17 protein-coding genes and 1 tRNA gene are annotated in these 13733 nt (G+C 69.0%); 9 read left to right on the top strand and 9 right to left on the bottom strand.

Translation table 11 applies throughout. From position 1 onward, the window contains the following. Positions 1-58: 58 nt before the first annotated feature. The 6 genes from Q0812_RS09480 to Q0812_RS09455 all read left to right on the top strand — a co-directional run bounded on the left by Q0812_RS09480 (position 59) and on the right by Q0812_RS09455 (position 3179). Complete coding sequence (locus Q0812_RS09480; RefSeq protein ID WP_302110079.1) at positions 59-532, top strand: PaaI family thioesterase; 474 nt, start codon at positions 59-61, stop codon at positions 530-532. After that, a complete protein-coding gene (locus Q0812_RS09475; RefSeq protein WP_302110078.1) occupies positions 529-927 on the top strand; it encodes a PaaI family thioesterase in 399 nt (132 codons plus the stop codon). Before Q0812_RS09480 ends, Q0812_RS09475 begins: the two co-directional genes overlap by 4 nt. Before the next feature lie 211 nt (positions 928-1138). Continuing rightward, positions 1139-1495: a hypothetical protein gene (locus tag Q0812_RS09470; RefSeq protein ID WP_302110077.1), complete on the top strand. Its 357-nt coding sequence runs from the start codon at positions 1139-1141 to the stop codon at positions 1493-1495. A gap of 148 nt (positions 1496-1643) precedes the next feature. After that, a complete protein-coding gene (locus Q0812_RS09465) occupies positions 1644-2081 on the top strand; it encodes a hypothetical protein (protein ID WP_302110076.1) in 438 nt (145 codons plus the stop codon). 45 nt (positions 2082-2126) lie between these two features. Beyond that, positions 2127-2492, top strand: a complete 366-nt coding sequence (locus tag Q0812_RS09460) for a hypothetical protein (protein WP_302110075.1) — start codon at positions 2127-2129, stop codon at positions 2490-2492. A 24-nt stretch (positions 2493-2516) separates the two neighbouring features. Next, positions 2517-3179 (top strand): S24 family peptidase, encoded by a 663-nt coding sequence (locus tag Q0812_RS09455; RefSeq protein ID WP_302110074.1) that lies wholly within the window; start codon positions 2517-2519, stop codon positions 3177-3179. A gap of 3 nt (positions 3180-3182) precedes the next feature. Here the strand turns inward: Q0812_RS09455 and Q0812_RS09450 are convergent, their stop codons facing one another. Then, positions 3183-4859: a lysine--tRNA ligase gene (locus tag Q0812_RS09450; RefSeq protein WP_302110073.1), complete on the bottom strand. Its 1677-nt coding sequence runs from the start codon at positions 4857-4859 to the stop codon at positions 3183-3185. A gap of 50 nt (positions 4860-4909) precedes the next feature. Then, positions 4910-4986, bottom strand: a tRNA-Arg gene (locus Q0812_RS09445). A gap of 117 nt (positions 4987-5103) precedes the next feature. Between Q0812_RS09445 and Q0812_RS09440 the strand changes: the two genes are divergently transcribed. Continuing rightward, a complete protein-coding gene (locus tag Q0812_RS09440; protein ID WP_302110072.1) occupies positions 5104-6030 on the top strand; it encodes a DUF1206 domain-containing protein in 927 nt (308 codons plus the stop codon). Here the strand turns inward: Q0812_RS09440 and Q0812_RS09435 are convergent. Together Q0812_RS09435 and Q0812_RS09430 are read right to left on the bottom strand one after the other, a co-directional pair. After that, positions 6027-6665, bottom strand: a complete 639-nt coding sequence (locus tag Q0812_RS09435) for a PRC-barrel domain-containing protein (protein ID WP_302110071.1) — start codon at positions 6663-6665, stop codon at positions 6027-6029. The two genes, Q0812_RS09440 and Q0812_RS09435, sit on opposite strands and share 4 nt — an antisense overlap. A gap of 58 nt (positions 6666-6723) precedes the next feature. Further along, positions 6724-6921, bottom strand: a complete 198-nt coding sequence (locus Q0812_RS09430; protein ID WP_302110070.1) for a hypothetical protein — start codon at positions 6919-6921, stop codon at positions 6724-6726. 232 nt (positions 6922-7153) lie between these two features. Here Q0812_RS09430 and Q0812_RS09425 point away from each other — a divergent pair, with 232 nt between their 5' ends. Continuing rightward, a complete protein-coding gene (locus Q0812_RS09425) occupies positions 7154-7318 on the top strand; it encodes a hypothetical protein (protein WP_302110069.1) in 165 nt (54 codons plus the stop codon). A gap of 24 nt (positions 7319-7342) precedes the next feature. Here Q0812_RS09425 and Q0812_RS09420 read toward each other — a convergent pair whose 3' ends face one another. Both Q0812_RS09420 and gap read right to left on the bottom strand, forming a co-directional pair. After that, complete coding sequence (locus Q0812_RS09420) at positions 7343-7615, bottom strand: hypothetical protein (protein WP_302110068.1); 273 nt, start codon at positions 7613-7615, stop codon at positions 7343-7345. A gap of 100 nt (positions 7616-7715) precedes the next feature. Continuing rightward, entirely contained in the window at positions 7716-8723 is a 1008-nt protein-coding gene (gene gap, locus Q0812_RS09415) for a type I glyceraldehyde-3-phosphate dehydrogenase (RefSeq protein WP_302110067.1), read from the bottom strand. A 135-nt stretch (positions 8724-8858) separates the two neighbouring features. Between gap and Q0812_RS09410 the strand changes: the two genes are divergently transcribed. After that, positions 8859-10103 (top strand): S41 family peptidase, encoded by a 1245-nt coding sequence (locus Q0812_RS09410; RefSeq protein WP_302110066.1) that lies wholly within the window; start codon positions 8859-8861, stop codon positions 10101-10103. On the opposite strand, the gene Q0812_RS09405 is transcribed toward Q0812_RS09410, so the two are convergent. From Q0812_RS09405 to Q0812_RS09395, 3 genes are read right to left on the bottom strand one after another with little or no spacing between them, the layout of a single operon-like run. Then, complete coding sequence (locus tag Q0812_RS09405; RefSeq protein WP_302110065.1) at positions 10100-11368, bottom strand: S41 family peptidase; 1269 nt, start codon at positions 11366-11368, stop codon at positions 10100-10102. The two genes, Q0812_RS09410 and Q0812_RS09405, sit on opposite strands and share 4 nt — an antisense overlap. Then, entirely contained in the window at positions 11365-12882 is a 1518-nt protein-coding gene (locus Q0812_RS09400; protein ID WP_302110064.1) for an ATP-binding protein, read from the bottom strand. The genes Q0812_RS09405 and Q0812_RS09400 overlap by 4 nt, the downstream gene beginning before the upstream one ends. Beyond that, positions 12879-13649, bottom strand: a complete 771-nt coding sequence (locus tag Q0812_RS09395; RefSeq protein ID WP_425281561.1) for a response regulator — start codon at positions 13647-13649, stop codon at positions 12879-12881. Before Q0812_RS09395 ends, Q0812_RS09400 begins: the two co-directional genes overlap by 4 nt. Between the last annotated feature and the right edge of the window lie 84 nt (positions 13650-13733).

Below are 13733 nucleotides of genomic sequence, written 5' to 3'. Positions count from 1 at the left end.
CACCCCCATATAAGCTCTCGGCCTTGCGATGCGATCCCGGGCTGCTTAAGCGCGGGTCATGGCCGATGTCTTTCTGCCCGCCAGCGCTGAGGAACTGCCCGCCCTGCTCGAGCGGCTGACCTCGGCGGCGCCGCACACCCAGGCCCTGGATCTGCGATTCGAAGGCGTGCGGGCGCGCGCGGTGCGCTTGCGCCTGCCCTGGCGCGAGGATCTTTGCGGTGGTCAGGACCGGATTCTGGCCGGCGGCGCCGTAACAGCCCTGCTGGACCATTGCGCGGGGCTGTCCGTCTGGGCCGACATGGGCGGCTACGCGCCCATCGCCACGCTCGATCTGCGCATCGACTATCTTCGGGCCGCCGACCCAGGCGGAGACCTCCTTGCGGAGGCGCTTTGCTACCGGCGCACACGGTCGATCGCCTTCGTGCGCGCCACGGCCTTCGCCAGCACGCCGGACGAGCCCGTCGCCGCCGTTCAGGCCGCCTTCGCCCTGGGCGCTGCAACCAGTCCCGACACGGCGGCGGATCGATCATGAGCGACCGCACTCTCGACGCCTTTGTGGATCAGACGCCCTACGCACGCTTTCTGGGCGTGACGTTCACTGAAGACGAGCAGGGCGTGCTCGGGCGGCTGCCGGTGGCGCCCCATCTGATCGGCAACCCAATGATTCCCGCTCTGCATGGCGGGGCCGTCTCTGCTTTCCTGGAGTTGACGGCGACGGCCCAGCTATGGCGGGCGGGCGCGGGCTCGCCCCGCCCCATCAACCTCACGGTGGCCTACCTGCGCGCCGGACGGGGCGGCCGCGAAGTTCTGGCCCGCGCCCACGTGAAGCGTTCCGGGCGGCGGATCGCAAACGTTCAGGTCGAGGCGTGGCAGGACAGCGCCTCCCGCCCAATCGCCCTGCTCCACGCCCACTTCATGGTCGATTGACGGACGGGTCGCCGACCCTGCGAAGTCCCACGGCGACGGGCTTTCAGACGGCGGCCTGACGCGGGCGGTGGGAATGAGTCTTATGGAAACTCAAGGGCCTAGATCGCAATACAGGCGGCTCGAGGCGTTAAGCTTCGATCTTAAGATTCCATCTACCAAAACCCAACCTGAGGTGTTAAGGATTCCTTAATGTTCACGTGTGGGGTGTCCGATGGACCGAGTTGAAGTTGTAAAGGCTGTTGCTGACGAGCTGTTCGCCACCGAACAGGCCGTCGACGCCGCGATCGTGCAGGCCACCGGCCTGGTGACCAAGATGATCGAGGGCCGCGCCGCTGCGAAGCTGTCGCCGGTCGTGGGCGCCGAAGCCCAGGCCAAGGTCATGGCGGCGGTCGCCGCTCTCGGCGAAGCCCGCGAGGCCGTCGTCGCCGCTCACGGCGAGCTGGCCAAGACGCACCGCAAGATGGGCCTCGGCGTGTTCGCGCTTGGTCCGCTCGACAAGCCGGATGATCACACCATCCCGGTGGGCGGCAGCGCCGATCGCGTCCTGCGGGTCGCCGCCTCGCGCTAAGGGAATTCTAGGGGCGCGCCGTCGGTGCGCCCCTATTCCCCCCGCCTTGCGAGGTCCTGGGGGATTAGGACTTCCTTGGTTAACTGATGGCAGGGTATCGCCGGTCTCGGCGGCGTGCGCCCCCGGGGTCCATCTCGGGGGCGATTCTGTGTTTGAAACACTCTACAGCCAACTCGGAGCGATAGCGGTCGTTTTGGTCTGCGGCTATGCCCTGTGGAAGGGCGGAGATCCGGAGAAGGCCGCAGCTGCAGGCTACTTCTTGATTTGGATCGCCTCCATGGTCCTCTCGTCGTACTCGGGATGGAGCAACCACCTCTACCCGGTGTTCGCCTTAGACGTGGTGGTCTTCGTCTTGTTGGTCGGCTTGTCGCTTCGGTACCGAATAGCTTGGCCAATGTGGGCTGCGGCATTCCAGTTGATTGGACTACTCGCCTATGTGTCAGTGTTCATCGGGATGACGCCGTCCGTCTTTAATTATCGCACCGCCCTCGCTGTCGCGAGTTACGGTGTCCTCGGCGCGCTGGCTGTAGGCGCCTTCTTGGCTAATGCTGAGAGGGACGCCAGCAAGGCTCAGTTTAGACTGTAGTATCCGATGCTTGAGACTTGGCCGGCGCGAATTGCGGCAGTCTTGGTGGCCGCAGTGCTGGCGCTCGCCTTCATAAGGGGCGATGCCAGGGTCAGAGCCGCTGCGCTGGCCTACGCCTTCGCCTGGGTCGGCTCAATTTTACTGCAAGACATCACACAGTTGTCGGGCATCCAAACGGGCGTTCTGTTGGTGGACGTGATTCTACTGCTAGCCCTCACCGGGCTATGCTGGGGGGCCAAGCACCCCTGGATTTATTTCGCCTCCGGCGCGCAGCTTGTCGGCGTGCTTTCCCACGTCTTCGCGGCGATAGATGATCGGATTGGGGTCGGCGCCTATTATTCCGCCTTTCAGCTCTGCACTTATTTGGTCGTGGGGATGATCGCCTGGGGCGCGTTGCGCTCACCGGATTAGGTTGATTTTCCTATTCCCTGGCCTATGGTCCTCGCCCTTAGCCGCGAGGGCCACATGAGTCTTAGCCACGGCCAGATATGGCGCGCCATCGACCGCCTCGCGGCGCGCTTCTCCATGAGCTCGTCGGGCCTGGCGCGCCTGGCCGGTCTGGACCCCACCAGCTTCAACCCGTCCAAGCGCGCCTCGACGGACCAGCCACCCCGTCGGCGCTGGCCGTCGAGCGAGAGCCTGGCCAAGGTGCTAGAGGCCACGGGCGTCAGCTTCGCCGAGTTCGCCAGCCTGGCTGAGGACGGGCCGCCCTCGCGCGGAGCGCCCCTCATCGGCCTGGCCCAGGCCGGGTCCGAAGGCTTCTTCGACGATGCCGGCTTCCCCGTGGGCGAGGGTTGGGATCGGGTCGAACTGCCCGGCGCGGGGCGCGAAGGCGTCTACGCCCTGGAGGTGACGGGGGAGTCGATGGCCCCCCTGTATCGCGACGGCGACCGTCTGCTGGTGGATCCCTCGGCCGAGGTGAGGAAGGGCGACCGGGTGGTGGTCAAGACCCGCGCAGGCGAGGTCATGGCCAAGGAGTTGGCGCGCCAGACCGCCAACCGTCTGGTCCTGCGCTCCCTGAACCCGGACTATCCCGACCGGACCCTGGACCGGAAGGACGTGCTGTGGGTCGCCCGGGTGCTGTGGGCCAGCCAGTAGAGGTCAGCCCGGCGCCAGGTCGCCCCGGGCTCCGCTCTCGATCAGCTCGATGGTTCGCGACAGGCCGTAGATGGCCGCGAACGAGCCGAAGCGTGGGCCCTGGGGCTGGCCCAACAGCACCTCATAAAGCGCGCCGAACCACGAGCGCAGGGGCTCGAAGCCGTGCTCTTTGCCGACGGCATAGACCTCGTTCTGGATGGTCTCGCCGTCCTTGAGGTCGCGGGGCAGGGCGCGCAGACGCGCGGCCAGGTCCTCGAACGCCGCCCTCTCCCTGGCGTCGGGCGCGCGATAGGCCTTCGCCGGCTTCACGAAGTCCTCGTAGTAATTAAGCGCGAAGCCCGCCATCTGGTCGAGCACCGGCTCGCTTTCGGGGGTGGCGCCGGGCAGATAGCGCGAGATGAAGCCCCACAGGTCGGCCTTGTCCTCGACGTTGGCCACCGCCGCCAGGTTCAGCATCAGCGCGAAAGTAACGGGCGAAGCCTTCACGGGCGGCGCGCCGCCGTGCACGTGCCAGACGGGGTTCTCGATCTGCTGGGCCGGCTCCTGGCGGTGGAAGGCCTCCAGTTGCTGGAGGTATTCGTCCGCGGCACGCGGCACCACATCGAAATAGAGCCGCTTGGCCGACTTGGGCGAGCCGAAGACGTAGTAGGCCAGGCTCTCGGGCGCGCCGTAGCGCAGCCACTCCTCCATGGTCAGGCCGTTGCCCTTGGACTTGGAGATCTTTTGTCCCTGCTCGTCCAGGAAGAGCTCGTAGTTGAAGCCTTCGGGCGGGGTTCCGCCCAGCACGCGACAGACCTGGGACGAGACCTTGACCGAGTCGATCAGGTCCTTGCCGGCCATCTCGTAGTCGACGCCCAGCGCCGTCCAGCGCATGGCCCAGTCGGGCTTCCACTGCAGCTTGACGTGGCCACCGGTAACCGGGACCTCGGCGCGCGAGCCGTCCTCGTCCTCGAAGACGATCGTGCCGCGCTCGACATGCCGCTCCAGCGTGGGGACCTGCAGCACACGGCCCGTCTTTGGGCTGATGGGCAGGAAGGGCGAATAGGTGGCGCGCCGCTCCGGCCCCAGAGTGGGCAGCATGATCTTCTGGATGTCGTCGAACCGCTCGAGCGCCCGGATCAGCACCGGGTCGAACTGGCCGGACCGGTAGCAGTCCGTGGCCGAGGCGAACTCGTAGTCGAACCCGTACTGATCCAGGAAGGCGCGCAGCCGCGCGTTGTTGTGGGCGCCGAAGCTGTCGTGTGTGCCGAAGGGGTCGCGCACCACCGTCAAGGGCTTGTGCAGGTCCTCCTCGAGCACACGCGGATCAGGAATGTTGTCCGGCACCTTGCGCAGGCCGTCCATGTCGTCCGAGAAGCAGACCAGCCTCGTCGGCCAGGCGTCGTCGGTCAGGGCGCGGAAGGCGTTGCGCACCATGGTGGTGCGCGCCACCTCCTGAAAGGTGCCGATGTGCGGCAGGCCCGAGGGGCCGTAGCCGGTCTCGAACAGTACGGGACGCGCCAGTTCGGGATGGCGCTTCAGCACCTCCGCCGTCTTCCCCGTGGCGATGTCGGCCAGGGCCGCGTCGCGGGCGGCGGGCTCGGTCAGGTGCAGCCGCAGCTGTCGCGCCAACAGGTTGCGGGCCTGTTCAAAAGGCCAGGCGCGGCCCGAATGGGCGAGGGAGGACAAACCAGACAGCATGGGGCGTGCGTTACGGGCGGTAATGGGCGCGGTCAATGCGCGAGCGCGGGTGGCGACCCCGGGGTGACTCGAACACCCGACCTACGGTTTAGGAAACCGCCGCTCTATCCTGCTGAGCTACGGGGCCACGCGAAGGGTTCCTTAGCGGGCGCCGGATCAGGACAAAAGCCCCGAGGCGGCGTCATGCTTTGGGGGAGCCCCCTCGGCCTGTGTGCGTTGAACGGCGACGCCTGGAGTTCGCCGCTTGAGTCTTTCCCTGCCCTCCCCGCCCTCGCCGGATGCGCTCAGCCGCGCACTGCATCGCCCGTGGCGTCGCCTGACACACCTAGTCCAGTCCCGGTGGCCGTGGGCGTCGCGCCTGCCGCCGCTGGCCAAGTGGGTCGAGTGGGCGGCCAGGGCGGGCTATGGCGGGCGCGGCTTCGTCTATCTGTCAGCCGGGGCGCTGTCCCTGCTCGCGGCCACGGATCACATCAGAGACGCGGCTGGATCCAGCGGCGCCGCGGGCTGGCTGGCGGGACAACCCTATGGCCAGGTCTGGCTGCTCGCCTTGGGGATCAGCCTTTGGGCCTTCGTCCTGTGGCGCGCCATCCAGGCCATCTTCGACCCTGATCGCCACGGGACGGGCGCCAAGGGGCTGGCCAAGCGCGGGGGCCAGGCCCTGTCCGGCGTTTTCTATGGGGTCCTGGCCGCCACCGTCTTCGAGTACCTAGACGAATACGGCGGGCGCACCGAGGCCGAGGACACGGCCGAGAACCAGCAGAAGGCGGCGGAGGTCCTGGCCCTGCCCTTCGGTGAGGCGCTGCTGATCCTGATCGGGCTGATCATCCTGGCCATCGGCCTGGGCAATCTGATCCGGGCCCTCCGTGAGGATTTCACCGAGGGTCTGGACTGCAGCGACCGGGCCCGCCGCTGGGCCGAACCCCTGGCCAGGGCCGGCTACGGGGCCAGGGGCCTGGCCTACCTGCCCCTGGCTGTCTTCGTTCTTCTGGCGGGACTGCGGGCAGAAGCCGGTTCCGTGACCAGCTTCGCCGGCGGGCTGGAGGCGCTGGAGCGCCAGCCGGGCGGCTCGATGGTGCTGGGCGCCCTGGCCGCCGGCCTGATGGCCTTCGGCGCCTTCGCCTTCGTCGAGGCCCGCTGGCGCCGCATCCGCGCCCCCAAGGAGCTGAGTTAGCGCCGGCGCTCGAAATCGCGAGCGTCGCGCAGTTCCGCGCGCTCCATGTCGATCTGATAGCCGTCCAGCCGATCATCAAAGGTGAGGTCGCGCCATTCGACGGGCCGCCAGGCCTCGCCGTGCAGCAGGCCGCCGCGGACGCGGACGACGGCGTATTCGACGCGACCGGACCGCTTGTCGACCATGAAGTTGGCCACCTCGCCCACGCGCCGTCCGTGCAGGTCGAAGACGGGGCTGCCCTCGACCTTGTCCGAGGCGATCAGGCGTTCCGTCTCCTCGCGCGGCAGGCGGCGGCGCGTGTCGTCCAGGCTGTAGCGGCGATCAGTGCGGCCGAAATCGAACTCGCGACGGCGACGCTCCTCCTCGTAGGCCGCCTCACGCCGGTCGTCGCCGCGATCATCGCGTCGCTCGTCGCGTCGGGCATAGTCCTGGCCCCAGGCCGGACCACCCACGGGCCCCTCGGGCCGAGCGTGGAAGTCCTCATGGTCGTGGCGGCGAGCATCAGGTTCGCCGTCGCGATCCCACGGCCCGCGCTCGTGGGCGCGGCGTTCATCGTACCGAAGTTCGTCGTAGCGATCCTCGCGCCACTCATCACGGTCGCGGCGGTGGGGGTCTCGGGCGGGATCGTGGAACATGCTAAGCCTCCTTCGCTTGTCCTGCGGACAACCGGAGGCGGCGCGCTAGGTTCCGGGCTTAAGGAGCGAGCAGCCCTTCCAGCTGGATGCTCTCCAGACGCTCATCCCCCAAATAGAGATGCAACGCCTTCGGCCGGCTGTGCAGCCGGGCCACACGCATGGCCTCCTCGCGGGCGGCCTCCAGTCCGTCGGCGGACAGGGCCTGGAGGTGCGGCACGGGACTGGTTTCGGTTTCGACGTAGCAGATATAGGACATGGCGCACTCTCTCGCGGTGACTAGGGCGGGAGTGCGCAGGCGGTTTAGGGCCCCTGTCTCTCAGTCACTGAAAACCCGAGGCTCTCGTCCAGCGATGGGGCATCCTAACATACGGAATCCAAACCGGATCGATTTTTCCCGCAAGATACGAAGATCGACATACCGATCAGGAATTTCGGACTTTTACGGTGCAGCCGAAACGATGCCGACGGCGCCGGGTTGTGCAGGCGCCATGACTGTGTCGGCCTACCTACAGAACGCCCGCACCTGCGAGCGACGCGCCCAGGAGGAGCGCAATCCCAGACGTCGCGAGACCTGGCTTCGCATGGCTCGCGACTGGCGCGAACGGGCCAGATCCGCCGGCGAGAAGGCGGACGAACTGAAGGAGGATCGCTAGGCCTCCACCGATGGCCCGCGTCGGCTACTCCACCATCTCGAGCAGCCAGAAGACGCCCAGGCCCGACAGCCAGACGACGAGGCCCAGCAGCAACGCCCAAAGTCCCGCCCTGAGCATCGGGGCCCGGCGGCGCAGGGCCGCGATGAGATAAATGGCGGCGTAGATCAGCGGCGATAGCTGAAAGAGCAGGAACGCCGCCACGTTCACGCCTGGAAACCACATGAAGGCGAACATCAGGGGCTTCATCAGCCCCAGCATGACCGCGCCGATCAGCCAGCGGACAGGGATGGGGTGCATGGGTTCCGCCCCTTATCCTCTCCCCTCGTGGGAAGTTTGGCTCGCGAAGCGACGGGTGGTCCCCCTCCCCATCGGAGAGATGGGGAGGAGACGCGGATGCTTAGATCAGCTTGGCCATCGCTAGGGCGGTGTCGCTCATGCGCGTGGCGAAACCCCACTCGTTGTCATACCAGCTGAGCACGCGGGCCAGCTTGCCCTCGATCACCTGGGTCTGCGGCAGGGCGGCGGTCGACGAAGCGGCGATGTGGTTCATGTCCATGGACACGACCGGATCGGTGGTGGTGGCCAGCACGCCTTTCATCGGGCCGTCGGCGGCGGCCTTCAGCGCCGCGTTGATCTCGTCCACCGAGGTGTCGCGGCCGGTCACGACCTTCAGGTCCACCACCGATACGTTCGGGGTCGGCACGCGGATCGAGGAGCCGTCCAGCTTGCCCTTCAGCTCGGGCAGGACCAGGCCCACCGCCTTGGCCGCGCCGGTCGAGGTGGGGATCATGGAAAGGGCCGCGGCGCGGGCGCGGTAGAGATCCTTGTGCATGGTGTCCAGCGTGGGCTGGTCGCCGGTGTAGGCGTGGATCGTGGTCATGTAGCCGCGCTCGATGCCCACCAGGTCGTGCAGCACCTTGGCGATCGGAGCCAGGCAGTTGGTGGTGCAGCTGGCGTTGGAGACCACCACGTCGTCACGGGTCAGCGTGTCGTGATTGACGCCATAGACGATGGTCTTGTCGGCGTTGTCGGCGGGGGCCGAGACCAGCACACGCTTGGCGCCGGCGTCCAGGTGCGCCGAGGCCTTATCCTTGGACGTGAAGATGCCGGTGCACTCAAAGGCGATATCGACGCCCAGCTCCTTGTGCGGCAGCTCGGCCGGGTTCTTGATGGCCGTGACGCGCATCTTGCCCATGCCGGCGTCGATCCAGTCGTCGCCCGCCGTCACCTCGCCCGGGAAGCGGCCGTGCACGCTGTCATAGCGCAGCAGGTGGGCGTTGGTGGCCACCGGACCCAGGTCGTTGATCGCCACCACCTCGATGTCGGTGCGGCCGTGCTCGACGATGGAGCGCAGGACCAGGCGGCCGATGCGGCCGAACCCGTTGATGGCGACGCGAACGGTCATGTCGGAAAACCTCGTCTGAAAGGGGGAATGAGTTGCGCGGCGTTGTGCCGCCAAGGTTCCCAAATCGCAAGCCCACGCGGGCTCACGTCCGGCGACGGATTGTGACCCATTCTGGCCTGTGGTGAGGTGGCCCCCATGATGTGGTTTTCAAAGCGGTTCCGCGCCCTTCTTCTGGCCTCGGCCCTCGTCGCCGGAGCCTGCGCCGGAGGCGGGCCCGGCCTTGAGCTGGCGCGCGAGGGCGTGCTGCCGCGCCCCATCATGGTCGAGGAAGCCTCGGCGGCGAGGCGGCGCGTCAATCTTGAGGTTTTTGACGCCGTCTGGCGGGCGGTGGACCGGGCCTATTACGACGCGCGGCTGCACGGGCTGGACTGGGATGCGGTGCGGCGCGAACACCGCCCGCGGGCCGAGCAGGCCACGAGCGAAGCCGAGCTCTACGCGGCCCTCAATCAGATGCTGGCCCTGCTCGACGACAACCACACGAACGTCACCTCGCCCTCGACCCGCGCCCGCGACGAGGTCATCCGCGTCGAAGGGGCCGTGGCCAGCTATGGCCTGCAGCTGCAGCGCCACGGCGAGGTCTGGATGGTCGAGCAGGTCTACCCCAACAGCCCCGCCGAAGCGGCGGGCGTGCTGGTGGGCTGGCGCATCGTCAGCGTCGACGGCGCCCCGTTCGGACGCCACGTCCTGGCCGCGGACGGGCGCGAGGACCAGGTGGTCTTCGAGGACGAGGACGGTCGCCGGATCGAGAAGGTGCTGCGCGGCGCCCTTCTGACGCCCCCGCCCCGGCGCGAGGCGCGCGTGCTGCCGGATGGCGGGCTCTATCTGCGCTTCGCGCGCTTCGACCAGAGCTCTCTGGTCTGGGTTCACCAGGCCATCAACCTGCGTGACGAGCCGCCGGCCTATCTGGTTCTGGACCTGCGCCATAACGGCGGCGGCCTGCTCAGCGTGCTGGGCCGCGTCGCGGGCCTGATCAGCGCTGAGCAGTCGACGCCCTACGCGGTTCTGCACGGCCGACTGTTCAACCAGCGCCTGATGACCGCGTCAGGTCAGGGCGGCTACCGCGGCCCACTGTACATCCTCATTGGGCCGGGCAGCGCCAGCGCCTCAGAGCTGCTGGCCGCCTGGGCCCAGGAGACCGACCGCGGCCTTGTCGTGGGCCAGCCCAGCCACGGCTCGGTCATCGCCTCGCAGGATTTCAACCTGCCCGACGGCGGCGAACTCAGCCTGTCGATCCGTGACATCCGCACCGGTCGCGGCGTGCGGCTGGAGAAGGTGGGCGTGACCCCCGATCTGGTCATCGCGCCCACCCTGGCCCAGCGCCGCGCGGGCGAGGATCCGGTCCTTCAGACCGTCATCGCCCGCGCGACGGGCGGCGGCTAGTCCACTCGCCGCGTACGCGCGGACGGACCGGACAGCGACAGGCGCTCCATGGCGATCACGCGGCCATCGCCGTCGCGTTCAAAGCGGTAGCGAACCGTGGGATCGTCGCTCAGGATGAACTGGTCCGGCTCCACCGGAATCAGCGTCAGCGGCGGGCGCCGGCCCGAGCGCAGCACCAGCCGATCGTCCTCAGCCACGGCCGTCGCCGGACCATAGGTTCCCTCATAGGGCCGCAGATCGAAGTTGACCGGGTTCAGCGCCGCCAGAGCCCAGCGCGCAGCCTCGGCCCGGCCTGGCGACGGGGCGGCGACGATAGTGCGCTCCAGCGCCGCGCGCTGGGCGGCGGTCAGGGCTTCGTCCTGGGGCGCGGCGATGTCGGGCTGCACGCCTGCGCCGCCCCAGTTGGTCCCCGTAAAGGGGTTCCGGGGCGTGCCGCGCGAGACAAAGACGGCGAAGCCTTCGCTCAAGGGAATGAACCCGCCGGGATTCGACGCGCCGCCGCTGGCCTCCCCGACGATCGTGGCCCGCCGCGCCGACTGGAGCGTGTAGGGGAAGCCCTCGGCCGCGGAGCCCGAGCGTCCGCTGATCAGGATATAGACGGGCACGTCCAGGCGCGGACGCGGGTACAAGACGCGAGGCCGCTCCACGCCCTCGCCGCGCCGGTTGATGAAGCGGTTATAAATGTCCTGCTCTCCCACGAAGGCGCTGGACAGGTACCCGACCATGGAGGGCGCGCCGCCGCCGTTGCCGCGCAGATCGAAGATCACCGCCTCGGTATTGCCCACAAGCGCCAGAGCCGCGTCGGCCGCCGCGCGGGCCGGGTCATTGGGATCGTCCCAGTTGATGTTGGCGAAGCGGCTCATGCGGATGTAGCCGAGATTGCCCGGCAGGATGCGCACCTCGGCGAAACCGTTGTTGTCGAAGGCCGCCGCTTCGGGCGGCGTCAGGCGCGTGGGCAGGCCCGGCGCTGGCACGCCCGCATGCCCCACCGGATCGTAGTTGACCTGGAAGTGCGGGTCTTCAGGTTTGAGGCGGCCGGTCAGCACCGTCGCCAGGTCGCGGGGATCCGTCTCGGCGTCGTAGGCGCCCCGGGCGGCCTCGGCCTCCAGCGCATCGGCGATGCGAGCGGCCGCGGCGGCGTCATAGAACTCGTGGCGGATCGCCTCGGCGATCTCCTGGACGGTCTCGCGCGGACCGGCTTCGGCGGGGATGGCGGCCAGCAGGGCGGTGGCGCAGGCGAAGGCCTTCAGCAGGTGGCGGCTCATGAATGCTCCTTGGGATGGGTCGTGGAGAGGATCAGCCGCGCCTCAAGCCCACGCGGCGAACGATTGGACAGGACGACACGGCCGCCGTGGGCGCGCGCCACCGACTGGGCGACGGCCAGGCCCAGGCCCACACCGCCGGTTTCGCGATTGCGGCTGGGATCGCCGCGCTGGAAGGGTTCAAGCGCCGCCTCGAGGGCGTCGTCCGGCAGGCCGGGCCCCTCGTCCTCGATGACGACGGCGATCTGGTCCGCTTCGGACGCCAGCCGCACCCGGCCCCGCCCGGCGAACTTGACCGCATTGTCGATCAGATTGGCCACGGCGCGGCGCAGAGCCACGGCGTCTCCAGGCACGACGGCCTCCGACACCAGGTCGGCCTGCACCTCGGCGCCGGTGTCGCGGAAGCCCTGCACGACGTCGCGCACGAGGGCGGCAAGGTCGACGGGCTGAAAGCTCTGGCGGGCCTGCTCGCCGCGCACGAAGGCCAGCACCTGGCCGATCATCTGGTCCATCTCGTCGATGTCGGCGGCCATCTTGTCGCGTACGCCGGGCCTGGCCTGCTCGGCGCGGAAGCGAAGCCGCGTCAGCGGCGTTCTCAGGTCGTGGGCGATGGCGGCCACCATGCGCGTGCGTCCCTGCACATAGGCCTGCAGCTTGGCCTGCATGTCGTTGAAGGCGCGGGCCGCCGAGCGCACTTCGGCCGGGCCGCTCAGCGCCAGAGGCGGGGCCGCCGGATCGGCGCCCAGCCGCTCGGCCGCCTCGGCGAAGACGCGGATCGGGCGGGTCAGGCGGCGGGCCACCCACCAGGCCAGCGGCCCCAGCAGCAGAGTCGTCAAAAGGAATCCCAGCCCCATGCGCACATGCCAGGGCGAGATCAGCGGCGGCCGCGGGCTGGCCGTCAGCCACTGGCCGTCCGGCCGCCGCACCGAGGCGGAGAGGCCCGAGATGCGAACGCCTGAGCGCACCAGCAGGGTCTCGGCCAGCCGGACCCGTTCGCCGATCACCTCGGGCGGCAGCGGCGGACGGGGCGGGGCGGGCGGCGGGGGTGGGAGGGCCCCGCCAGGGGCTGGAGCCGGCGGCGCCGGCGGCGGCGCTGGCGGCGTCAGGCGCACGCTCTCCGCCTGCATGACGATGACGTTGTGCACGTCGCCGACGCGGCGCTTAAAAGCAAAGCCGTGGCGGCCCGGCCCATCGGCGCTGCGCACGACCACCGAGGCGGGCGGCAGGTCCAGCTCTTCAGCCACCGCGCGGGCATAGGCGGCGCCCAGCGGATCGCGCGACCCGTTGTCCGGCGGAGGCTGGTCCGAGACGCTAAGGCGCATGTGCGGCCAGCGCCGGGCCCCGTCCAGCCCCGCGCTCAGGGCGGCGGCGACCTCTGGAACCGTGGCCCCCTGCGGCGGCGGCGGCGGCGCGAGGGTGACGATGGCGAAGGCCACGGCCTGACCCAACGCGACGCTGGCGGCCACTAGGGCCGCGACCTGGGCATAGGTCGGCCAGGCGGTGAAGCGCGGCCTCATGCGCCGCCCCTGACCTGGCGCACCTCGGCCTCGAACACGTAGCCCACGCCGCGAACCGTGCGGATCGGGTCCTGCCCGCCGTCCGCGGCCAGCTTCTTTCTCAGGCGGCTGATCTGCACGTCGATGGCGCGGTCAAAGGCATCGCAGGCGTCGCCGCGCGACAGATCGAGCAACTGGTCCCGCGTCAGCACCCGGCGCGGGCGTTCGGCCATGGTCTTGAGCAGGTTGAACTCACCGGTCGACAGCGGCGTGTCTCCCCGGGGGCCGCTGAGACGGCGGGCCATCAGGTCGAGCGTCCAGGCGCCGAAGGCCAGGCATGCCGGAGCGGCGAACACAGGCGGCGCAGAGCCGTCTGAGGAACCGGCGCGTCTACGCAGAACCGCCCGCACCCGCGCCAGCAGCTCGCGCGGATTGCACGGCTTGCCGAGGTAGTCGTCGGCGCCCAGCTCCAGTCCGACAATACGGTCCACGTCCTCGCCCATGGCGCTGAGCATGACCACCGGAACCCCGCGCGCGGACAGCCGCCGACAGATGGACAGGCCGTCCTCGCCCGGCAGCATCAGGTCCAGCACCACCAGATCGGCCTGGTCCAGCAGGGGCTCGGCCTGGCTTGCGTCGGCGGCGGTCATCACCTGAAAGCCGTGGCGGGCCAGATATTCGCTCAGCACCTCGCGGATGCCGGGATCGTCGTCGACGATGAGCAACCGCCCGACCGCTTCGGAGGAAGCGTCAGTCGTCGGATCGGCGGGGGCGGCGGACATGGCCATGGAATCCCTTTTGGCGCCCGCATCGCTCAGGCGGATTTCACGATTGAAATACCCAAAGGCAAAGATGGCAAAGGCGGGGCGGCC

It is taken from the genome of Peiella sedimenti (genome assembly GCF_030504955.1).
Lineage (GTDB): Bacteria > Pseudomonadota > Alphaproteobacteria > Caulobacterales > Caulobacteraceae > Brevundimonas > Brevundimonas sedimenti.
The sequence above is the reverse complement of the archived record's forward strand: the minus strand, read 5'-3'. Positions and strand labels throughout refer to the sequence as shown.